15 protein-coding genes and 1 pseudogene are annotated in these 22,038 nt (G+C 42.0%); all 16 read left to right on the top strand.

Annotated elements, in window-relative coordinates:
- The first annotated feature begins 44 nt into the window (after positions 1-44).
- The 16 genes and pseudogenes from ACORHV_RS06655 to ACORHV_RS06580 all read left to right on the top strand — a co-directional run bounded on the left by ACORHV_RS06655 (position 45) and on the right by ACORHV_RS06580 (position 21,999).
- Positions 45-485: a hypothetical protein gene (locus ACORHV_RS06655; protein ID WP_008289759.1), complete on the top strand. Its 441-nt coding sequence runs from the start codon at positions 45-47 to the stop codon at positions 483-485.
- A pseudogene (locus ACORHV_RS06650) lies at positions 478-658 on the top strand (hypothetical protein); the annotation flags it as partial. The gene ACORHV_RS06655 and the pseudogene ACORHV_RS06650, both read left to right, overlap by 8 nt.
- A gap of 104 nt (positions 659-762) precedes the next feature.
- On the top strand, positions 763-1,806 hold the full coding sequence (locus ACORHV_RS06645) for a D-alanine--D-alanine ligase (RefSeq protein WP_434397880.1): 1,044 nt from the start codon (positions 763-765) through the stop codon (positions 1,804-1,806).
- 82 nt (positions 1,807-1,888) lie between these two features.
- Positions 1,889-3,262 carry a UDP-N-acetylmuramoyl-tripeptide--D-alanyl-D-alanine ligase gene (locus ACORHV_RS06640; protein ID WP_434397878.1) on the top strand — a complete coding sequence of 458 codons (1,374 nt, stop codon included), beginning with the start codon at positions 1,889-1,891 and terminating at the stop codon, positions 3,260-3,262.
- Positions 3,249-3,860, top strand: coding sequence for an NUDIX hydrolase N-terminal domain-containing protein (locus ACORHV_RS06635; protein ID WP_125418315.1), 612 nt, complete (start codon positions 3,249-3,251; stop codon positions 3,858-3,860). Before ACORHV_RS06640 ends, ACORHV_RS06635 begins: the two co-directional genes overlap by 14 nt.
- A gap of 197 nt (positions 3,861-4,057) precedes the next feature.
- On the top strand, positions 4,058-4,762 hold the full coding sequence (locus tag ACORHV_RS06630) for a YwaF family protein (protein WP_001055269.1): 705 nt from the start codon (positions 4,058-4,060) through the stop codon (positions 4,760-4,762).
- 236 nt (positions 4,763-4,998) lie between these two features.
- A complete protein-coding gene (gene ftsA / locus ACORHV_RS06625) occupies positions 4,999-6,369 on the top strand; it encodes a cell division protein FtsA (RefSeq protein WP_070535008.1) in 1,371 nt (456 codons plus the stop codon).
- A gap of 16 nt (positions 6,370-6,385) precedes the next feature.
- A complete protein-coding gene (ftsZ, locus tag ACORHV_RS06620; protein WP_049501413.1) occupies positions 6,386-7,642 on the top strand; it encodes a cell division protein FtsZ in 1,257 nt (418 codons plus the stop codon).
- Between the two features lie 3 nt (positions 7,643-7,645).
- Positions 7,646-8,317, top strand: coding sequence for a YggS family pyridoxal phosphate-dependent enzyme (locus ACORHV_RS06615; RefSeq protein WP_049501414.1), 672 nt, complete (start codon positions 7,646-7,648; stop codon positions 8,315-8,317).
- A gap of 9 nt (positions 8,318-8,326) precedes the next feature.
- Positions 8,327-8,857, top strand: a complete 531-nt coding sequence (locus tag ACORHV_RS06610; protein ID WP_049501415.1) for a cell division protein SepF — start codon at positions 8,327-8,329, stop codon at positions 8,855-8,857.
- Positions 8,857-9,117 (top strand): YggT family protein, encoded by a 261-nt coding sequence (locus ACORHV_RS06605; protein WP_000576500.1) that lies wholly within the window; start codon positions 8,857-8,859, stop codon positions 9,115-9,117. Before ACORHV_RS06610 ends, ACORHV_RS06605 begins: the two co-directional genes overlap by 1 nt.
- Positions 9,114-9,905: an RNA-binding protein gene (locus ACORHV_RS06600; protein WP_049505661.1), complete on the top strand. Its 792-nt coding sequence runs from the start codon at positions 9,114-9,116 to the stop codon at positions 9,903-9,905. Before ACORHV_RS06605 ends, ACORHV_RS06600 begins: the two co-directional genes overlap by 4 nt.
- A gap of 8 nt (positions 9,906-9,913) precedes the next feature.
- Complete coding sequence (locus ACORHV_RS06595) at positions 9,914-10,168, top strand: DivIVA domain-containing protein (RefSeq protein ID WP_000028988.1); 255 nt, start codon at positions 9,914-9,916, stop codon at positions 10,166-10,168.
- 16 nt (positions 10,169-10,184) lie between these two features.
- Entirely contained in the window at positions 10,185-10,979 is a 795-nt protein-coding gene (locus ACORHV_RS06590; RefSeq protein WP_001123190.1) for a DivIVA domain-containing protein, read from the top strand.
- Positions 10,980-11,231: 252 nt separating this feature from the next.
- The gene (ileS, locus tag ACORHV_RS06585; RefSeq protein ID WP_434397872.1) at positions 11,232-14,024 is read left to right on the top strand and encodes an isoleucine--tRNA ligase; all 2,793 of its coding nucleotides are present in this window, start codon (positions 11,232-11,234) and stop codon (positions 14,022-14,024) included.
- Between the two features lie 292 nt (positions 14,025-14,316).
- Entirely contained in the window at positions 14,317-21,999 is a 7,683-nt protein-coding gene (locus ACORHV_RS06580; protein WP_434397870.1) for a ZmpA/ZmpB/ZmpC family metallo-endopeptidase, read from the top strand.
- Positions 22,000-22,038: the final 39 nt, after the last annotated feature.

The raw sequence follows: 22,038 nt of genomic DNA, 5'->3' as shown, positions 1-22,038 counted from the left end.
AGACTCAGGTGAGCTGACAGGACCAACTTAAGGAACTGAAAAAATTGAGGGAAGAGCAGTTAGCTATCGTAGAAGCTCAGATTCAAGCGAGGGAGAACTGGCTAAATCAAATCAAAGACCTCTTTAGTCTCATTTGGGGGAGAGCCTTCTCTGAGAAGACCATCCTCTACAATACCAAGTCTCAAATCGAGTCGGGTATTCAGGATTTGGATGACAAGATTGAAAAATTAGAATTCTTTGTCTCAGAGGTTTCCCAGTATTTCAGCGATAGTCTAGAAGTCCTTAGCTTAGTGATTCAAGGAGCTACGCAACTAAGTAAAATCATTGTCGATAGCGATGGCAACTACTATGCGGACGGTGTGGACATGAGCTGGGTGCAGAAGATGAAGGATGTGAAGGTTGAGAGTGCAAAATATGATTCTTCTAAGAAAGCTAAGGATTTGCATAAAGAATACCAGAAAATCTTAGATAAGTTGGAAAGATGATAAAGAGCTTCCAAACAATCAAACAGATATTCATTTGGTAAAGAATGGAATTGTTGTCAACTACCAAGGGGAGAAAGTTTTTTTATGTAACCAATAACAAGTCCTACACGATTACCATGACCAATGTAGACGACAAGCCAGCTTACTTTGAAGCTCAAGTGGTGGATCGGTAAAATTTCAGCTCTCAAATGAGGGCTTTTTTAGATTCAAGTTTCAAAAAAGAAGCAAATATGATATACTAAAGAACGAGTATTCTATTAGAATTAGGACAAGCAATATGAAACAAACGATTATTCTTTTATACGGTGGACGTAGTGCAGAGCGTGAAGTCTCTGTCCTTTCAGCTGAAAGTGTTATGCGTGCGGTCAACTACGACCGTTTCACCGTCAATACTTTCTTCATCAGCCAGTCAGGTGACTTTATCAAAACACAAGAATTTAGCCAGACTCCAGGTCAAGAGGATCGTCTCATGACCAATGCGACTATTGACTGGAACAAGAAAATCGCGCCAAGTGCCATCTATGAAGAAGGTGCAGTGGTCTTTCCAGTTCTTCATGGTCCTATGGGAGAAGATGGCTCTGTTCAAGGATTCCTTGAAGTTTTGAAAATGCCCTATGTCGGCTGCAATATCTTGTCATCAAGCCTTGCCATGGATAAAATCACGACCAAGCGAGTTTTAGAATCTGTAGGGATTGCCCAAGTTCCTTATGTGGCCATCGTTGAAGGTGATGATGTGACTTCTAAAATCGCTGAAGTTGAAGAAAAATTGACTTATCCAGTCTTCACGAAACCGTCAAACATGGGTTCAAGTGTCGGTATTTCTAAGTCTGAAAACCAAGAAGAACTCCGTCAAGCCTTAGAACTTGCCTTCCAATATGACAGCCGTGTCTTGGTAGAGCAAGGGGTGAATGCCCGTGAAATCGAGGTTGGTCTTTTGGGCAACTACGATGTTAAGAGCACGCTTCCTGGTGAAGTGGTCAAGGATGTTGCCTTTTATGACTACGATGCCAAGTATATTGACAACAAGATTACCATGGACATCCCAGCCAAGATTAGTGATGATGTAGTAGCTGTCATGCGTCAAAATGCAGAAACTGCCTTCCGTGCGATCGGTGGCCTTGGTCTATCTCGTTGTGATTTCTTCTATACAGATAAGGGCGAGGTTTTCCTAAACGAGCTCAATACCATGCCAGGTTTTACCCAGTGGTCTATGTACCCACTACTTTGGGACAATATGGGAATCAGCTATCCAGAACTAATCGAGCGTTTGGTTGACCTTGCTAAGGAGAGCTTTAACAAGCACGAAGCGCATTTGCTATAAAATGAAAGAAGGGGTAGAAGCCAGAATCGTCACTGTAGGTGATTAGAGTTCTCAGACTTCAACCCTTTTTAAAGGAGTAGAAATGAAACTAACAATCCATGAAGTCGCCCAAGCTGTTGGAGCTAAAAATGATGTCAGTATCTTTGAGGATGCCCAGTTAGAAAAGGCTGAGTTTGACAGTCGTTTGATTGGGACGGGAGATTTGTTTGTGCCCCTCAAAGGTGCACGTGATGGTCATGACTTTATCGAAACAGCTTTTGAAAATGGTGCAGCAGTAACCTTGTCTGAGAAAGAGGTTGCAAATCATCCCTACATTTTAGTAGATGACGTTTTGTCTGCCTTTCAAACCCTAGCTGCCTACTATCTTGAAAAAACAGCAGTTGATGTCTTTGCGGTAACGGGTTCAAATGGTAAAACAACGACCAAGGATATGTTGGCGCACTTGCTATCAACAACCTACAAGACCTACAAAACTCAAGGCAATTACAATAACGAGATTGGACTTCCCTACACAGTTCTCCACATGCCTGAAGGGACAGAAAAGTTGGTCTTGGAGATGGGGCAGGATCACTTGGGAGATATCCATCTTTTGTCTGAATTGGCTCATCCTAAGACAGCCATCGTGACCTTGGTTGGAGAAGCTCATTTGGCCTTTTTCAAAGACCGTTCAGAGATTGCTAAAGGGAAAATGCAAATTGCAGATGGTATGGCTTCGAATTCCTTGCTATTAGCACCAACTGATTCGATTGTAGAGGACTACTTGCCTACTGACAAAAAGGTAGTTCGTTTTGGGCAAGGGGCAGAATTGGAAATCACAGACTTGGTCGAACGCAAGGATAGTCTGACCTTTAAGGCCAATTTCTTGGAACAAGCCCTCGATTTGCCAGTGACAGGTAAGTACAATGCCACCAATGCTATGATTGCTGCTTATGTGGCTCTTCAAGAAGGAGTGTCAGAGGAACAGATTCGTCAGGCCTTCCAGAACCTAGAATTGACCCGTAACCGTACTGAGTGGAAGAAAGCAGCCAATGGAGCAGATATCCTGTCAGATGTGTATAATGCCAATCCAACAGCCATGAAGTTGATTTTGGAGACATTCTCTGCCATTCCAGCCAATGAAGGAGGCAAGAAAATTGCTGTTCTAGCAGACATGAAGGAACTCGGCAACCAGTCTGTCCAACTCCATAACCAGATGATTTTGAGCCTATCGCCAGATGTGCTGGATACCGTTATTTTCTATGGAGAAGATATTGCAGAATTGGCTCAACTTGCCAGTCAAATGTTCCCAATAGGTCACGTTTATTACTTCAAGAAAACAGCTGACGAGGACCAATTTGAAGACCTAGTCAAGCAAGTCAAGGAAAGACTCGGTGCCAATGACCAAATTTTGCTCAAAGGATCGAACTCCATGAATCTAGCCAAGCTGGTAGAAAGTTTAGAAAATGAATGCAAGTGATTTTACCAAGTATCTGCAAAGAATGCTAGCCATTACGGATACTGGATTAACCTTTACAAAAGATCCTTTCGACCGTGAGCGCTACGAGGACTTGCGAATCCTGTTATCTGAAATGTTGAATCAGGTATCAGACCTCGATGCAGAAGAAGTGGCAGAAGTCTTGAAACCAACGTCCGCTTATGCAACTCCTCTGATGGACGTCCGTGCTTGGATTGTTGAGGATGAAAAAGTCTGTTTAGTTAGAGGAAAAGGGGAGGATAGTTGGGCTTTGCCAGGTGGTTTTGGTGAAGTTGGCTATTCTCCAACCGAAAATATTCTTAAAGAAATTGAAGAAGAAACCGGTATTACAGCAAAAGCTGAAAGGTTACTTGCAGTTTTTGACACCAATCGTTTCCAACTACAGAGCAAACAATATGCAAAGTTTGTCTTTGAATGCCAACTTCTTGATGGACAATTTCAAGAGAATCAAGAAATTGCTGAGCTTCAATTTTTTGCCATTGACCAATTGCCAGTCTTATCTGAAAAACGCATCACCAAGGAGCAAATGGAGATTCTTTGGCAAGTTTATAAAGGACAAAGAGACCAATATGTTGATTAGTTTATGCTAGAGAAGTTGACAAATCAAAAAAGGGTATCTACAAGGTGCATTTCTGCAATACAAATGATATAATAGGTTGCGAATTTAGGACTCAAGTATTCTATGCATGTCATAGAATCAAGTTTTTTCAAAAAATTTAAAAGCTGGGGGGAGTGAATTTTTTTACTGCCTCTAGCTAGATGAACGAGGAATAGAATATGAATTTGTGGGATAAATTATTTACCACACAGATATCAGAACCGCCCCAGTTTGAACTTCACTGGTACATTGGTTTGTTATGTTTATTGGCTCTTACTTTCTATGCTTCTTATCGTTTTCGCGACAAAGTTGCTTACCAGCGTTTTATTCAGATTCTTCAGTCTGTTCAACTGATTGTTCTGTATAGCTGGTATTGGGGGAATCTCATGCCTCTGTCAGAAAGTTTGCCCTTCTATCATTGCCGTATCGCCATGTTTGTGATGCTCTTAATTCCAGGGACATCCAAGTACAAACAGTACTTTGCCCTTTTAGGAACTTTTGGAGCAACAGCAGCACTGGCTTACCCACTCTTTGATCCCTACCCATTTCCACACGTGACCATTTTGTCCTTCATTATCGGACATGTTGCCCTTTTAGGAAATGCGCTCCTATACTTGTTTAGAAACTATCAACCTTCCCTTCTCGATTTGAAGAATGTGGTAGTGATTACTTTCGCCTTAAATGGCTTGATATGGGTTGTCAACTTAGTTGTAGGTGGAGATTATGGATTTTTAAACAAACCACCACTTGTTGGAAGCTTCGGCCAGCCCTTAAATTATCTCATTGTTTCGACTGTTATCGTGATAGCAATTCGCTTAACAGGGAAATTAGTAGAAAATTTTTTACAACAAAAATCAGAAGAATTTATTCAAGAGAAGATCTAAAATGATCTTCTCTTTTTTGGATTTTTAAGAAACAAAAAGGAAATTGTGAACGTTAACTTCAAATAATCTCTTAGAAGAAGAATTTTTCTAGAATTTTCTCAAAAAACATGCAGGAATTTTATCAAAAACTAAGCACGATTGGATTTTTTGTGTTATAATATTCTTTGAATAGCTATGCCAAAACATAGTTATTAAATAGAAGTGAGAAACTTGGAAGACAGAGAGGATGCGATGTAATGACTAGAGATGGTTTTTTTACAGGCTTAGATATCGGAACTAGTTCGATTAAAGTGCTAGTAGCTGAGCATAGAGATGGCGAAGTAAATGTAATTGGTGTTAGTAATGCCAAAAGTAAAGGTGTAAAAGACGGAATTATTGTTGATATTGAAGCAGCTGCTTCAGCAATCAAATCTGCGATCACACAGGCAGAAGAGAAAGCGGGTATTTCTATTAAGTCTGTTAACGTTGGCCTTCCAGCAAACCTCTTGCAGGTTGAACCAACACAAGGAATGATTCCTGTAACTTCAGATACCAAAGAAATCACAGATCAAGATGTTGAAAATGTTGTCAAATCAGCTTTGACAAAGAGCATGACTCCTGATCGTGAAGTGATTACCTTTATTCCAGAAGAATTCATCGTGGACGGTTTCCAAGGAATTCGTGACCCTCGTGGTATGATGGGTGTCCGCTTGGAAATGCGTGGCCTGCTTTACACAGGTCCTCGTACGATTCTACACAATCTTCGTAAGACGGTTGAGCGTGTAGGTATTCATGTTGATAATGTGATTATTTCACCTTTGGCAATTGTGAACTCCGTTCTCAATGAAGGCGAACGCGAATTTGGTGCAACTGTCATTGACATGGGTGGAGGTCAGACTACTGTAGCGACTATCCGCAACCAAGAATTGCAGTTCACTAACATCTACCAAGAAGGTGGAGATTACGTTACTAAAGACATTTCTAAAGTCTTGAAAACATCTCAAAAAATTGCAGAAAGTTTGAAACTGAACTATGGTGAAGCCTACGTTCCACTTGCAAGTAACGAAACTTTCCAAGTTGAAGTAATTGGTGAAGTAGAACCTGTTGAAGTGACAGAAAGCTACTTGGCAGAAATTATCTCAGCACGCATCAAACATATCTTTGACCAAATCAAACAAGAGTTGGAAAGAAGACACTTGTTAGATTTACCTGGAGGTATCGTCCTTATCGGTGGAAATGCAATTTTGCCAGGAATTGTTGAATTAGCCCAAGAAGTATTTGGTGTTCGCGTAAAACTCTATGTACCAAATCAAGTTGGAATTCGCAACCCTGCATTTGCGCATGTGATTAGCTTGTCTGAGTTTGCTGGTAAATTGACTGAAGTCAATCTTCTTGCCCAAAAAGCAGTTAAAGGAGATGAATTCCTTCGTCAAAAACCAATCAACTTTGGCATTCCAAATCAACGTTTGAATCCAGTAGCGCAACCAAGTCCAGCACAAGCAGCTCCAGCTGAAACTGTGCAGGAAACTCCAGTTGCTCCCAAGGAAGAATTCCAAGCAAGTTCTCAAAGTAAACCGAAGCTAACAGAACGTTTCCGTGGTTTGATCGGAAGCATGTTTGATGAATAAAAGAGGATAAGAAATTATGACATTTTCATTTGATACAGCAGCAGCTCAAGGCGCAGTTATTAAGGTAATTGGTGTCGGTGGTGGTGGTGGCAACGCCATCAACCGCATGGTTGACGAAGGTGTTGCTGGTGTAGAATTTATCGCAGCCAACACTGATGTACAAGCCCTTAGCAGTACGAAAGCAGAAACAGTTATCCAACTTGGTCCAAAATTGACTCGTGGTTTGGGTGCTGGAGGACGTCCAGAAGTTGGACGTAAAGCTGCAGAAGAAAGTGAAGAAGCTTTGACGGAAGCTATCACTGGAGCGGACATGGTCTTTATCACTGCAGGTATGGGTGGTGGATCTGGTACAGGTGCAGCCCCTGTTATTGCACGTATCGCTAAAGATCTTGGTGCTCTTACAGTTGGTGTTGTGACACGTCCTTTCGGATTTGAAGGAAGCAAACGTGGCCAGTACGCTGTAGAAGGAATCAACGAACTTCGCGAGCATGTTGATACTTTGTTGATTATCTCTAACAACAACTTGCTTGAAATCGTTGATAAGAAAACGCCACTTCTTGAAGCTCTTAGCGAAGCAGATAACGTTCTTCGCCAAGGTGTTCAAGGGATCACTGACTTGATCACGAACCCAGGATTGATTAACCTTGACTTTGCTGACGTGAAAACTGTAATGGCCAACAAAGGAAATGCCCTTATGGGTATCGGTATCGGTAGTGGTGAAGAACGCGTTGTTGAAGCAGCTCGTAAAGCAATTTACTCTCCACTTCTTGAAACAACTATCGATGGTGCTGAAGATGTCATCGTCAACGTTACTGGTGGTCTTGACTTGACTTTGATTGAAGCAGAAGAAGCTTCAGAAATTGTCAACCAAGCAGCTGGCCAAGGTGTAAACATCTGGCTTGGAACATCAATTGACGAAAGCATGAAGGATGAAATCCGTGTTACTGTTGTAGCGACAGGTGTTCGTCAAGAGCGAGTGGAAAAAGTAGTTGGAGCTCGTAACAACCAACCAGTTGGACGTCCATCAACTAAAGCGCCACAAACACACACATTTGACCGTCAATTCGACTTGGAAGAAACAGCAGAATTGCCTAAATCAAGCCCACGTCGTTTTGAAACAAACCAAGCGTCTGCTTTTGGAGACTGGGACTTGCGTCGTGAGTCAATTGTTCGCCAAACAGATCCAGTTGTTTCACCGGTAGAACGCTTCGAAACACCAGTTTCACAAGATGAAGATGAATTGGATACACCTCCATTCTTCAAAAACCGTTAATCAATGAATTTGAAAAAAAATACTGAATTAGTTTTTCAGCAAATAGCTGATGCTAGTCAAGAAGCCAACCGTGCTCTAGATGCTGTTTCAGTAATCGCAGTGACAAAGTATGTAGATGTACAAACAGCGGAAGCCTTGCTTCCGCTTGGTGTCCGTCATATAGGTGAAAATCGAGTCGATAAATTTTTAGAAAAATATCAGGCCTTGAAAGATTACCCAGTTACTTGGCATTTAATAGGAACACTACAGAGACGGAAAGTGAAAGAAGTAATCCCATTTGTGGATTACTTTCATGCTTTAGACTCCCTAAAGCTAGCCCAGGAAATTCAAAAGAGAACAGACCATGTTGTCAAGTGTTTCTTGCAGGTCAATATTTCTGGGGAAGAAAGCAAGCATGGGTTTTCAAAAGAAGAATTGCTAGAACTTTTGCCAGAATTGGCTAAGTTAGATCAGATTGAGTATGTTGGTTTAATGACCATGGCTCCTTTTGAGGCAGACAGTGATGAATTGAAAGGAATTTTCAAGGATACGCAGGCTCTGCAAGCAGAAATTAGAGAAAAACAAATCCCTAATATGCCGATGACAGAGCTAAGCATGGGAATGAGTCGTGATTTTAAAGAAGCGATTCAGTTCGGCTCAACCTTTGTTCGAATCGGTACAGCATTTTTTAAATAGGAGAGAGCTATGTCTTTAAAAGATAGATTCGATAAATTTATAGATTATTTTACAGAAGACGGAGAAGAAACGACTAACTACCAGACTCAACAAGAGGAAACAGTTAGCCCAACCATCTCATCTTCTAAAGAATTACCAGCACCTGCTCAGTCAGGATCAGCAAAAGATGCAAATATTACTCGTCTACATGCACGACAGCAAGAATTGGCAATGCAAAGCCACCGTTCAGATGAGAAAGTGACAATTGACGTTCGCTATCCAAGAAAATACGAAGATGCAACTGAAATTGTAGATTTGTTGGCTGGCAATGAAAGTATTTTGATTGATTTCCAATATATGACAGAGGTTCAAGCCCGTCGTTGCCTTGATTACTTGGACGGAGCCCGCCATGTCTTAGCTGGGAATATGAAAAAAGTTGCGAGTACGATGTATCTATTGACGCCTGTCAACGTTGTCGTGAATATTGAAGATATCAAACTTCCAGATGAATCACAAAGCGCTGAGTTTGGTTTTGATATTAAACGAAATAGAGCAAGATAATGATTTTCTTAATCCGTTTAATCCAAAATGCGGTTAGCATTTATTCCATCATTCTCGTTGCATTTGCTCTTCTTTCATGGTTTCCAAATGCCTATGAAAGCCAGTTAGGTCGCTTAGTTATCAGACTTGCTCGCCCAGTTATTGAGCCCCTTCGTAAGCTCAATCTACAATTTGCTGGTCTTGACTTTACGGTTTGGGCAGCGCTGATTCTGATTCAGTTTGTTGGAAATATCTTAACACGACTAGTCTTATTACTATGACAGTAAATCGAGCCATTTATCAGCATTTTTCCCAAGATGATATTCCCTTTATTGATAAGGGGTTAGAGTGGATCAAGAGGGTAGAAGATACCTACGCGCCGGTACTTACTCCTTTTATCAATCCCCATCAGGAACAGATCTTGAGGGTGCTAGCTGGGACATATGGACTGGGTTGCCAAAGTAGTGGTGATGTTCTTCCGACAGAGTCGGTTCGAGTTCTTCTCTATCCAGATTACTTTGAACCGGAGATATCAGACTTTGAAATGACCTTGTTGGAAATTTGCTATCCGAGTAAGTTTGAACAACTGAGTCATGGAAAAATATTGGGAACAATCATCAACCAACTAGGAATTGACCGTAAATTATTTGGTGATATCTTGGTAGATGAAAAGAGAGCACAGATTTTTGTCAATCGTGATTTCATTCCACTTTTTCAGGATGGAATAAGAAAGATTGGCAGACTTCCTGTATCGCTGGAGGAACGTCCTTTTACCGATAGGATTTTGTCTAAAATTGATTATAGAGAACGAGAAATTTTAGTTTCGAGTTTTCGATTGGATGCCCTCTTATCAAGTGCCTTGAAATTATCTAGAAACCAAGCTAGTCAACTGATAGAGAAAAAATCTGTCCAGGTAAACTATCATCTGGTTGAAAAAAGTGATTACCAGGTTGCAGTTGGGGATTTGATCAGTGTGAGAAAGTTTGGTCGTCTAAAAATTGTCAAAGACAATGGTCAGACCAAAAAGGATAAGAAAAAACTAACAGTCCGGCTACTTTTAAGCAAGTGAGAAAAAATATGTCGATTACACCACAAGAAATAAGTGATAAAGCTTTCTCAAGAACATTCAGAGGCTACAATCAGGAAGAAGTTGACCTCTTTCTAGATAAGATTTACTTTGAATTAGAGGAGATGATTCGATACAAAGATGAAACTGAACTCTATATCAAAAAACTAGAAGAACGTCTTTCCTATTATACGAATGATATTCCTAAGAGAACAGTAACAAGCGAGCAAGAACCAGAAGCAATTAATGATTCTATTTTTTATTAAGTAAGTGAGGAAAAGTATGCCAATTACATCGTTAGAAATTAAAGATAAAACCTTTGGTACAAGATTTAGAGGTTTTGATCCAGAAGAAGTAGATGAATTTCTGGATATCGTTGTTCGTGACTACGAAGACTTGGTTCGTAGCAATCACGATAAAGAGACACACATCAAGAGTTTGGAAGAACGTTTGTCTTACTTTGATGAGATGAAGGATTCCTTGAGTCAGTCAGTTTTGATTGCTCAAGATACTGCAGAGCGTGTTAAACAAGCTGCTCAAGAACGTTCAAACAATATTATTCAACAAGCTGAACAAGATGCTCAGCGTTTGCTTGAAGAAGCGAAATACAAGGCAAATGAAATTCTCCGTCAGGCTACAGATAATGCGAAGAGAGTGGCTGTTGAGACAGAAGAGTTGAAGAACAAGAGCCGTGTATTCCATCAACGCCTCAAGTCTACGATTGAAAGTCAGTTAGCAATTGTTGAGTCATCTGATTGGGAAGATATTCTTCGCCCAACAGCTACTTACCTTCAGACAAGTGATGAAGCCTTTAAAGAAGTGGTGGGTGAAGTTCTTGGTGAAACTGTATCTTTACAACCAGAGGAAGAACCTATTGATATGACTCGTCAATTCACACCAGAAGAGGTTGCTGAATTACAAGCTCGTATCGAGGCTGGCAACAAAGAATTAGCTGAGTTTGAAGCTCAACAAAATCAACAGACAGAAGAAAGTGACCAGCATGAAGAGTCAGTTGAAGTAGAAGCTACTGCAACAACTGAGGACGATGCAAACAAAGAATCTGTTCTTATCCTATAAAAAAATGTGAGAACAAGATCCAACCAACTATATTTTCAGCGAGCGGGAGATGGTGAGAGTCCTGCAATCCCTAGTGGTTAGATTATCCTCTCAAGCAATCCAGTCCGAAAACAGTAAGACTAGACGTCCCCCACGTTACGGGAAAAGAGGAAAAGAGACCCTGTCTTTTTTCGAACAAAGGTGGTACCACGATTTTCGTCCTTTTTGCGAATCGTGGTTTTTATTTTGTCATTTTAAATTAAAGGAGTAACAATGAAACTTAAAGAAACCCTCAATCTAGGGAAAACAGACTTTCCTATGCGTGCTGGTCTTCCAACCAAAGAACCAGTTTGGCAAAAAGAATGGGAAGAAGCAAAACTTTACCAACGTCGTCAAGAATTGAACCAAGGAAAACCACATTTCACCTTGCATGATGGACCTCCGTATGCAAACGGAAATATCCACGTTGGACATGCCATGAACAAGATTTCTAAAGATATTATTGTTCGTTCTAAGTCTATGTCTGGATTTTACGCTCCTTACATCCCAGGTTGGGATACACATGGATTGCCAATCGAGCAAGTCTTGGCTAAACAGGGCGTTAAACGCAAAGAAATGGACTTGGTTGAGTACTTGAAACTTTGCCGCGAGTACGCTCTTTCTCAAGTAGATAAACAACGTGAAGACTTTAAACGATTGGGTGTTTCTGGCGACTGGGAAAATCCTTATGTGACTTTGACTCCGGACTATGAAGCGGCTCAGATCCGTGTCTTCGGAGAAATGGCTAAGAAAGGCTACATCTACCGTGGTGCCAAGCCAGTTTACTGGTCTTGGTCATCTGAATCAGCTCTTGCTGAAGCGGAAATTGAATACCATGACTTGCTTTCAACTTCCCTTTACTATGCTAACCGCGTCAAAGACGGAAAAGGTGTCCTAGATGCAGATACTTACATCGTTGTATGGACAACAACTCCTTTTACCATCACAGCATCTCGTGGTTTGACAGTTGGAGCAGATATTGACTACGTAGTCGTTCAACCAGCTGGTGAATCTCGTAAGTTTGTAGTTGCTTCAGAATTGTTGAACAGTTTGTCTGAGAAATTTGGCTGGGCTGATGTGCAAGTCTTGGCAACCTACCGTGGTCAAGAATTGAATCACATCGTAACAGTCCACCCATGGGATACAGCTGTAGATGAGTTGGTGATCCTTGGTGACCACGTTACGACTGACTCTGGTACTGGTATTGTCCATACAGCCCCTGGTTTTGGTGAGGACGACTACAATGTCGGTGTTGCCAACGGCCTTGAAGTTGCTGTAACAGTTAACGAACGCGGTATTATGATGGAAAATGCTGGTCCTGAATTTGCGGGTCAGTTCTATGACAAGGTTGTGCCGACGGTTATCGAAAAACTGGGTGATTTACTCCTTGCTCAAGAAGAAATTTCTCACTCATACCCATTTGACTGGCGTACCAAGAAACCAATCATCTGGCGTGCTGTTCCACAGTGGTTTGCCTCTGTATCTAAATTCCGCCAAGAAATCTTGGATGAAATTGAAAAAGTGAAGTTCCACTCAGAATGGGGTAAAGTTCGTCTTTACAATATGATTCGTGACCGTGGTGACTGGGTTATCTCTCGTCAACGTGCTTGGGGTGTTCCGCTTCCAATCTTCTACGCAGAAGATGGTACAGCTATCATGACAGCTGAAACGATTGAACATGTAGCTCAACTCTTTGAGGAACATGGTTCTATCATCTGGTGGGAACGTGATGCTAAGGACCTCTTGCCAGAAGGATTTACTCATCCAGGTTCACCAAATGGCGAGTTCAAGAAAGAAACAGATATCATGGACGTATGGTTTGACTCAGGTTCCTCATGGAATGGAGTAGTGGTCAACCGTCCAGAACTCAAATATCCAGCAGATCTTTACCTTGAAGGTTCTGACCAGTACCGTGGTTGGTTCAACTCATCACTTATCACATCTGTTGCCAACCATGGCGTTGCTCCTTACAAACAAATCTTGTCACAAGGATTTGCGCTTGATGGTAAAGGTGAGAAGATGTCTAAATCTCTTGGGAATACCATTGCTCCAAGTGATGTTGAAAAACAATTTGGTGCGGAAATCTTGCGTCTCTGGGTAACAAGTGTGGACTCAAGCAACGACGTACGTATCTCTATGGATATCTTGAGCCAAGTCTCTGAAACTTACCGTAAGATCCGTAACACACTTCGCTTCTTGATTGCCAATACATCTGACTTTAACCCAGCTCAAGACGCAGTGGCTTACGATGAGCTTCGTTCTGTTGACAAGTACATGACCATTCGCTTTAACCAGCTTGTGAAGACCATTCGTGATGCTTATGCTGACTTTGAATTCTTAACCATCTACAAGGCCTTGGTGAACTTTATCAACGTTGACTTGTCAGCCTTCTACCTTGATTTTGCTAAAGATGTTGTCTACATCGAAGGTGCCAAATCACTCGAACGCCGTCAAATGCAGACTGTCTTCTATGACATTCTTGTCAAAATCACCAAACTCTTGACACCAATCCTTCCTCACACAGCAGAGGAAATCTGGTCATATCTTGAGTTTGAAGCTGAAGACTTCGTTCAATTATCAGAACTACCAGAAGCTCAAACCTTTGCCAACCAAGAAGAAATCTTGGATACATGGGCAGCTTTCATGGACTTCCGTGGACAAGCTCAAAAAGCCTTAGAAGAAGCACGTAATGCAAAAGTAATCGGTAAATCACTCGAAGCCCACTTGACAGTTTATCCAAATGAAGTGGTGAAAACTCTTCTTGGAGCAGTAGATAGCAATGTGGCTCAACTTTTGATCGTGTCAGAATTGACCATCGCTGAAGGTACAGCTCCAGAAGGCGCAGTTAGCTTTGAGGATGTTGCCTTTACAGTTGAACGCGCTGCAGGTGAAGTTTGTGACCGTTGCCGTCGTATCGATCCAACTACTGCAGAACGTAGCTACCATGCAGTTATCTGTGATCACTGTGCAAGCATCGTAGAAGAAAACTTTGCAGACGCTGTCGCAGAAGGATTTGAAGCCAAATAATCAGATTAGAAATATGTCTTCTCATAGTTTAAGATGAGATAAAAAGGAAAAAGAGAGAAAGTTATTTCTCTCTTTTTTGCTGGAAAAGGCTTAGGACAAAGGGGGTAAATCTAACATTTTTAGGAAGAGATTTAAGTTGATTTTTGAGATTTTTTAAAAAGAGGAGTCGTGTTTTGGTACTTTTCAAAAGCATGTGTTGCTTCTAAAAATCGCGACAAATAATTTGAATAATCAAGTGAAATCATGTAGAATAGAAAGGATTGAATAACATATTGAAGAGGAAATTTTGAGAATGAAACATCAGTTTTATGGAGAAAAACGACAGCGCTTTTCTTTCAGGAAGTTGTCAGTTGGGCTCGTTTCGGCGACGATTGGAAGCTTCTTTTTGAGTGGGCAAATAACTGGGGACTTGACTTCTGTAAAGGCAGCAGAAATTCAAAGTCAGCAGTCTGCTCAGGTCAAATACCACTACGTAGTGGAGTCTGAATTGACGGAGGCAGAGAAGAGTGCCTTGATCAGGGAGATTCCAAAGTATGTTGAGGACGCTTCAGAGACCTATTATTTAGTTTATCGTCCGACTACTCAAGGGGATTCATCTGGAGTATTGCCTAAGACAGGTCACTCCGGCCTTTGGGAATCCACTTTTACAGCGATGGGTCTTACATTACTAGTGCTTGTAGTTGTTAGAGGCAGAAATGGGAAGAGGTATTTATCTTCGATCTTGTTGGTAACTGGAATGGGATCCATACTGCTATCTCCAACAGTCTTAGCGGTTACGAATATCGAACTCGCTGCATATAATCAAAGTCTTAACTTGGGTCTTGGAGATGCACTTCCAGCGCCATTGAAAATTGACGGTTACGACTATATCGGTTACTTAAAGAATGAAGAACAAAATGATAGTCATTTAGCTCATTCTGCTCTGAAGGAAAATCTGACACTTGACTTAGAGAAAGAGAAGGGAAGTGAACTTAAGCCAAGTGAAACAAATCTTGATATGAAAGAGATTGTTTCAGATAAGGGGGATGCTTTAACTGAGGAAGAAAGAGAAACTATAGCTGCTAAGGAGATAGAGTTCACACGCTCAACTCCTATTTATGACTTACCAGAACTAAAAATTAGCGAGCAGGAGTCAGTTCAAGAACTTCCTTATCAGACAAAATACCAATATACCGATGAATTGGCTCAAGGCCAATCAAAAGTCATACAATCAGGTGTTCGAGGTCAACGTACAGTAGTGACTCGTCATTTTCGTAAGAATCAAGAAATCGTGAAAAGCGAAATGATTTCTGATCAAGTGACGGTTGAACCTGTTTCTGAAATTATTTTAGTTGGAACAGCTCCAGCTAACTCGATACCAAAAGAAACTCCAGTTCACGAAGTTCCAGAATTAGCAGAGTACGGTACAACTCCTGAGACATCTCCAGTTCATGAAGTTCCAGAATTGAAGGAATATGGCACAAATCTTGATACAGCTCCAGTTCATGAAGTTCCAGAACTGACGGAATATGGAACTAGTCCTGAGACGTCTCCGGTTCGTGAGACTCCAGAACTGACGGAATATGGGACAAATCCTGATAAAGCGCCAGTTCACGAAGTTCCAGAATTAGCAGAGTATGGCACCAGTTCTGATACGCCTCCAGTTCAAGAGATTCCAGAACTGACAGAATATGGCACCAGTCCAGAAACAGCGCCTGTTCAAGAGAACTCTGAGTTGGAATTGACTACAAATGATGAGGTTAGAATAGAAAAGATTGATTTTTCTATTGACGAGCAATATACAGATGAGATTCCAGAGGGTAGTCGCCAGATTGCAACACCAGGTGTTGAGGGAGAGCGCACGATCAAGACTCGCGTCTACAGTTCTAACGGTCAAGAGGTTGATCGCCAAGAATTATCCAATGAGGAAACTCTAGCTCCTGTAACGCAAGTGGTCAAAGTTGGCACGGCTAAGCCAACCATGGTGCCAAATGATGCACCGAAAGAAGACGCTCTGCCAGAGTATCCACTAACTTATACCGACGAAACTCGGGTTGAGAAAATTAACTTCACAATTCGTGAAGAAGAAACGGATGAGCTAGTTCAAGATGCTCGTCAAATCGCAACTCCGGGTGTCCAAGGTGAACGTACGATTAAGACCCGTGTCTACAGTTCTAATGGTCAAGTTGTTGACCGCCAAGAATTGTCTAATGAGGAAACCTTGGCTCCGGTAACGCAAATCGTCAAAGTCGGAACTGCTAAACCAACCGTAGTACCAAACGATGCACCGAAAGAAGACGCTCTGCCAGAGTATCCACTAACTTATACCGACGAAACTCGGGTTGAGAAAATTAACTTCACAATTCGTGAAGAAGAAACGGATGAGCTTGTTCGAGATGCTCGTCAGATTGCAACTCCAGGTGTCCAAGGTGAACGTACGATTAAGACCCGTGTCTACAGTTCCAACGGTCAAGTTGTCGACCGCCAAGAATTGTTTAATGAGGAAACCTTGGCTCCTGTAACGCAAATTGTCAAAGTAGGAACTGCTAAACCAAATATGGTACCGAGCGAAGCACCGAAAGCAGACGCTCTGCCAGAATATCCGTTGACTTATACCGATGAAACTCGGGTTGAGAAAATTAACTTTAGCATTCGTGAAGAAGAAACGGATGAATTGGTCCAAGATGCCCGCCAAATCGCGACTCCGGGAGTCCAAGGCGAACGTACTATCAAGACTCGTGTTTACAGTTCCAACGGTCAAGTTGTCGACCGCCAAGAATTGTCTAATGAGGAAACCTTGGCTCCTGTAACGCAAATTGTCAAGGTCGGCATAGCTAAGCCAACTATGGTACCGAACGATGCACCGAAAGCAGACGCTCTGCCAGAGTATCCACTGACTTATACAGATGAAACGCGCGTAGAGAAAATCAACTTTAGCATTCGTGAAGAAGAAACCGATGAGCTTGTTCGAGATGCTCGTCAAATCACAACTCCGGGTGTTCAAGGTGAGCGGACCATCAAGACTCGTGTTTACAGCTCTAACGGTCAAGAGGTTGACCGTCAAGAACTTTCGAATGAAGAAACCTTGGCTCCCGTAACACAGATTGTCAAAGTCGGAACTGCTAAACCAAGCATGGTACCAAGCGAAGCGCCAAAAGCAGACGCTCTGCCAGAATATCCACTGACTTACACGGATGAAACTCGTGTAGAAAAAATCAATTTCACCATTCGTGAAGAAGAAACGGATGAGCTTGTTCGTGATGCTCGTCAAATTGCAACTCCGGGTGTCCAAGGCGAACGTACCATTAAGACCCGAGTCTACAGTTCTAACGGTCAAGAGGTTGACCGCCAAGAGTTGTCTAATGAGGAAACCCTAGTTCCTGTAACGCAAATAGTCAAAGTTGGAACGGCTAAACCAACCATGGTGCCAAATGATGCGCCGAAAGCAGATGCTTTAGAGGAGTTCGATTTAATTTCACTGCATAATCTCTTGGCAGAAGCGGATCAGATTAAAGCTCAGGCCCGTTATTTCAACGATAGTCAGAGTCATCAAGCTAACTATGATGCTGCTTTGACGGCTGGTCAAGCGATTCTGAGCCAATCCCAAGCCAGCCAAGCAGAAGTCAACCAACTGGTGGAACAAATCAATCAAGCCAAGGCTCAATTAAGTGGTCTTGAAGTTGTTAAAACAGCTCTTCAGACTGAGTACGATTTAAATCCAACGGTTAAAACTTCGGTTAAATATAAGAATGCGGATTCAGAAAAGCAGACAGCTTATACTGACGAATTGACCAAGGCAGAGGGAGTTTTGAACGATCAAACAGCTACACAAGTACAGGTCAACCAAGCTCTTGTTAGTCTGACAGCAGCCAAAGAAGCACTAAATGGAGTGCCTAAAGTCAAGCCGACAGTTTCCATTCTAAGTCTGACTGAGAATACTGATGATAAGTCGGTGACGGTCCAATATAGATTGGAAGACCAGACCCAGTCCTTCCGTTCAGCGACTGCAGAATTGTACCAGGGAGACCAGCTGATTCGCACTCTTCCAATTACCAACTTTGCTGGCAGCTTGAAAATTGGCGACTTAGACTACTACACAGGCTACACTCTAAAAACTAAGTTGACTTATGAATTGGATAATGGTAGCTTTACTGAGTTTGAAACAGACAGTCGTAACTTTGAGCTAGAATACAAGAAGATTGCCTTCCGTGATATTGATTCCGTTGAGTTTTATCATAAAGAAAACGACCAATACAAGCGCTTTGTATCGATGAACTCTATGCCTACGGATCTGTCTACTTACTTCGTCAAGATCAAATCAAGCGAATCCAAGGAAATTCTCCTACCAGTTCACAGCATTTCTGAAGCAGAGAAGGATGGCAAGGCAGTCTATAAGGTTAATGTAACCCTTCCTGAACTCGTCCAAGAAAGTGAAACGGGCTATAAGTCTGGGCACGACTTCTACATCAGTAAGGCAGTCCCAAGCCAGCAAAATGTCTACACTAGCTTTGCTAGATTGGTAGACGCTATGAAGCGAAATATGGCAGGAAATTATGTGTTGGGAGCTGATTTGGATGCGAGCGAGGTCAACCTAGCTCCTGCGGATTATGTCTACCTCAAAGGGAACTTCACCGGCAGTCTGACAGGTAGTCATAATGGTAAGCAATACGCCATTTATAATCTAGCCAAGCCTTTATTTGAAAACCTCAAGAGTGGGTCTACCATTTCAAATATCGACTTTAAAGATGTGAATATCGTGGGTACCTATGACTCGGCTGCACTGGCACGCAATGCGGAAAATGCGCGAATCACAGACGTTTCTGTTCAAGGGAGAGTATCGGTAGTAGGTAACGCTTCTAACGTAGCGGGTCTAGTAGTTACTGGAACCAATACGCAAATTACCAATAGTTCCTTTACTGGTACCATCCTATCTAACAATCAACACATCAAAGCTTATAACGTAGGTGGTTTGGTTGCGAGCCTTAAAGGAGGAGAATCTCTTCTTAGCCAAAGTAAAGCAGATGTAACGATTATTAGTGGTGCACGATCAAATGAACAACGTATTGGTGGTTTGGTTGGACGTCTAGAAAACAATGCTCGAATCACCAAGTCGTATGTGACAGGAAAAGTATATAATGCAACCACTAGCGGTCAAATCGGTGGAGTGGTCGGCTCGAACTACTTTAATGGTTTAGTTGATAATGTGATCAGTAATGTTAGCGGTACAAATGTTTACAGTATTTCTGGGGATCAGGGCTACAAAAACGACCGCATTACGCAAGCATATAAAGTTGCTAAAAGTGAAACCTTGAAAAACGATCAGTTTGTTACTTCTACTATTACTCAAGAAGAAATGGAAGAAAAACTGACTGCTATGGACATCACGACTAGCCTAGATGACACGAATCTAAATATGCGTTATGTCGACTATGGTGAGGTAAACAATGCTCAATTCGACCGTGGATATTCTTATGCAAATATGGAGAAACTGCTTCCTTTCTACAATAAAGAAACCATTGTTTCGTTTGCGAACAAGATTCCGAAAGAGCATAAGTTGAATAAGGAGTACCTACTGGATGTTGTTCCGATGAAGGGCGACCAGGTTATCACTGATATCCATGGTAATAAAACAGCAATCAATCGTTTGATGCTGCACTACATGGACAATACCATTGACTACCTAGAAATATCTTATCAGGGAGATTTCGTAAATCGAGGTATTGCTGAGTATAGTATCAAGGGCTTAGACCTTCTTTATACTCCAGAAGCCTTTGTATCAGATTACACTAGTATTCTAAATCAAGTCTTGCCAGAGCTGAACAAGGTCGTTCTTGATTCGCCAGCTATGCGAACAGCTCTCGGAGTAGCCGCAGATACTTCTTTGGATGAACTATACTTAGACACTGCATTTACGCAAGTGAAAAGCAAGCTATCAGGTGAGCTCCGCAAAGTGCTGGCTATGGATAAGGCTATCAATACTGAAGGTGAAGTAGTTAAGGATTATCTTGTTAAGAAGATTCTTGCTGATAAAGAAGCTTTCCTATTAGGTTTGACTTACCTTAACCGTTGGTACAATATCAACTATGACAACTTTAATGTTAAGGACTTGTCGGCTTACAAGTTGGATTTCTACGGTAAGAATGACGTTTCGGTTCTTGATACAATCATTGCTTTAGGGAAATCAGGACTTGAGAATCTCAAGGCTAAGAACAACTATACAGCATATGATAATTCGCTCTCTGAAGCAACTGGCAAGCGAGGACTCTTCAATTACCTTGAAGGCTACCGTCAGCTCTTCCTACCATACAAGACCAATAATGAATGGCTCAAGACCAATACAAAAGCCTACATCATTGAGGCTAAGTCCGATGTGCCAGAAGCGAGACAGCTTCAGGACGCAGCCGAGGGCAAGAGCAAGTACTCTGTCGGTGTTTATGATAAGATTACTGCAGATAATTGGGAACACAAGGGCATGCTCCTGCCACTCTTGACCATGACAGAGAAGGGTGTCTATGCTATCTCCAATATGTCTACCCTCTCTATGGGAGCTTATGATCGCTATCGCCTGGATGCTAATAACAGGGTGCGCACAGACGCTGAGCTAGCTGAATATGTCGAAGACAGAGTGAGAAAAACAGCTGAATACCAGCGCGACCATTATGATTTCTGGTACAAGATTCTGAATCCAGAAAGCAAGGACAAGCTCTTCCGTTCGGTTCTGGTGTATGATGGGTTCTTCTTAACTGACAAAGCAGGACAAAGCTATTGGGCTCCAGCTAATGACAAAAAATCACAGGCTATGCAGGAATTCTTTGGACCAGCCGGCAAGTGGTATCCAAGCAAGGGCTACAATGCCTACGCTACGGGAAGTGTGACCCATTTTGATAGGGCACGATTATTAGAAGACTATGGAAACTCAGTCTACACGCATGAGATGACCCATAATTCTGACGGTGCAATTTACTTCGAAGGCTATGGTCGTCGTGAGGGCTTGGGTGCGGAACTCTATGCTCGGGGACTCTTGCAATCTTCGCCAAGCCCAGATGAACCAACCATTACGCTCAATACTCTCTTCAAGGTGGACAAGGATTCTAAGACACGTATGCATACCTATAATTTCAAGGAACGTGTTCAAAATGAAGCAGACCTACAACACTATGTCCATGGTATGTTTGACATGATCTACACCTTGGACTATCTAGAAGGTACTTCTATGCTGAAGCAGAGTGATGCTGCCAAGTTACAGTGGTTCAGGAAGATGGAGAATTACTATATTACAGATAAGTATGGAAAGGAGACCCACGCTGGTAACCAGACGCGAAGCTTTACTGCTGAGGAAATCAAGCAACTGAAGACCTTTGACTCCCTGATTGAAAATGATGTGATCACTCGTCGGGAGAATAAGGAAAGTGGGAAATATGGTCGAAATGGCTACCTCAGCCTCAGCCTTTTCTCACCAATTTACTCAGCCTTGAGCAATCCAAATGGAGCACCAGGTGACGTTATGTTCCGTCGCACAGCCTATGAATTACTAGCAGCCAAGGGCTACCATGACGGATTTGTCCCTTATGTTTCTGGTCAGTACTCTCAGGAAGCTTTCGATGAAGGGAAGAAAACGTGGGACGGATGGTCTGGAAGAGATGTTGGTCTCGTGACGGACCAGAAAGTCTTGGAAAATGTATTTAAAGGTGAATACACCTCTTGGGCAGCCTTCAAGAAGGCCATGTACAAGGAGCGAATTGATCAGCTGACCAAGCTGAAGCCAATTACCATTGAGTACGAGCTTAAAAATCCAAACAGTACCAAGAAAGTAACCATTCGTTCTTATGCAGAGATGCAGCAGTTGATGGACGCAGCCGTGGCAGAGGATGTACGCAACATTACCAATGCTACTAGCCGTGTCGAAGCTAGCTGGGTTAACCTGCTCAAGAAGAAGATTTACAATGCTTATCTTCGTGAGACAGACGACTTCAGGCAGTCTATTTTCAAGAAATAAGGAAACGATTCTGTTTGATTAAAATTTGAAAAATTCCTA

The sequence above is a fragment of the Streptococcus sp. KHUD_016 genome (assembly GCF_051106465.1).
GTDB lineage: Bacteria > Bacillota > Bacilli > Lactobacillales > Streptococcaceae > Streptococcus.
Note: the sequence above shows the minus strand (reverse complement) of the source record. Positions and strands in the feature narration are given on the sequence as shown.

Bases quoted from the DNA above. Each gene is read 5' to 3' on its own strand.
- ACORHV_RS06605 (WP_000576500.1), top strand. From the start codon at position 8,857: ATGATTTTCTTAATCCGTTTAATCCAAAATGCGGTTAGCATTTATTCC.
- ftsA (WP_070535008.1), top strand. From the start codon at position 4,999: ATGACTAGAGATGGTTTTTTTACAGGCTTAGATATCGGAACTAGTTCG.
- ACORHV_RS06635 (WP_125418315.1), top strand. From the start codon at position 3,249: ATGAATGCAAGTGATTTTACCAAGTATCTGCAAAGAATGCTAGCCATT.
- ACORHV_RS06615 (WP_049501414.1), top strand. From the start codon at position 7,646: ATGAATTTGAAAAAAAATACTGAATTAGTTTTTCAGCAAATAGCTGAT.
- ileS (WP_434397872.1), top strand. From the start codon at position 11,232: ATGAAACTTAAAGAAACCCTCAATCTAGGGAAAACAGACTTTCCTATG.
- ACORHV_RS06595 (WP_000028988.1), top strand. From the start codon at position 9,914: ATGTCGATTACACCACAAGAAATAAGTGATAAAGCTTTCTCAAGAACA.
- ACORHV_RS06610 (WP_049501415.1), top strand. From the start codon at position 8,327: ATGTCTTTAAAAGATAGATTCGATAAATTTATAGATTATTTTACAGAA.
- ACORHV_RS06645 (WP_434397880.1), top strand. From the start codon at position 763: ATGAAACAAACGATTATTCTTTTATACGGTGGACGTAGTGCAGAGCGT.
- ACORHV_RS06640 (WP_434397878.1), top strand. From the start codon at position 1,889: ATGAAACTAACAATCCATGAAGTCGCCCAAGCTGTTGGAGCTAAAAAT.
- ACORHV_RS06600 (WP_049505661.1), top strand. From the start codon at position 9,114: ATGACAGTAAATCGAGCCATTTATCAGCATTTTTCCCAAGATGATATT.
- ACORHV_RS06580 (WP_434397870.1), top strand. From the start codon at position 14,317: ATGAAACATCAGTTTTATGGAGAAAAACGACAGCGCTTTTCTTTCAGG.
- ftsZ (WP_049501413.1), top strand. From the start codon at position 6,386: ATGACATTTTCATTTGATACAGCAGCAGCTCAAGGCGCAGTTATTAAG.
- ACORHV_RS06590 (WP_001123190.1), top strand. From the start codon at position 10,185: ATGCCAATTACATCGTTAGAAATTAAAGATAAAACCTTTGGTACAAGA.
- ACORHV_RS06630 (WP_001055269.1), top strand. From the start codon at position 4,058: ATGAATTTGTGGGATAAATTATTTACCACACAGATATCAGAACCGCCC.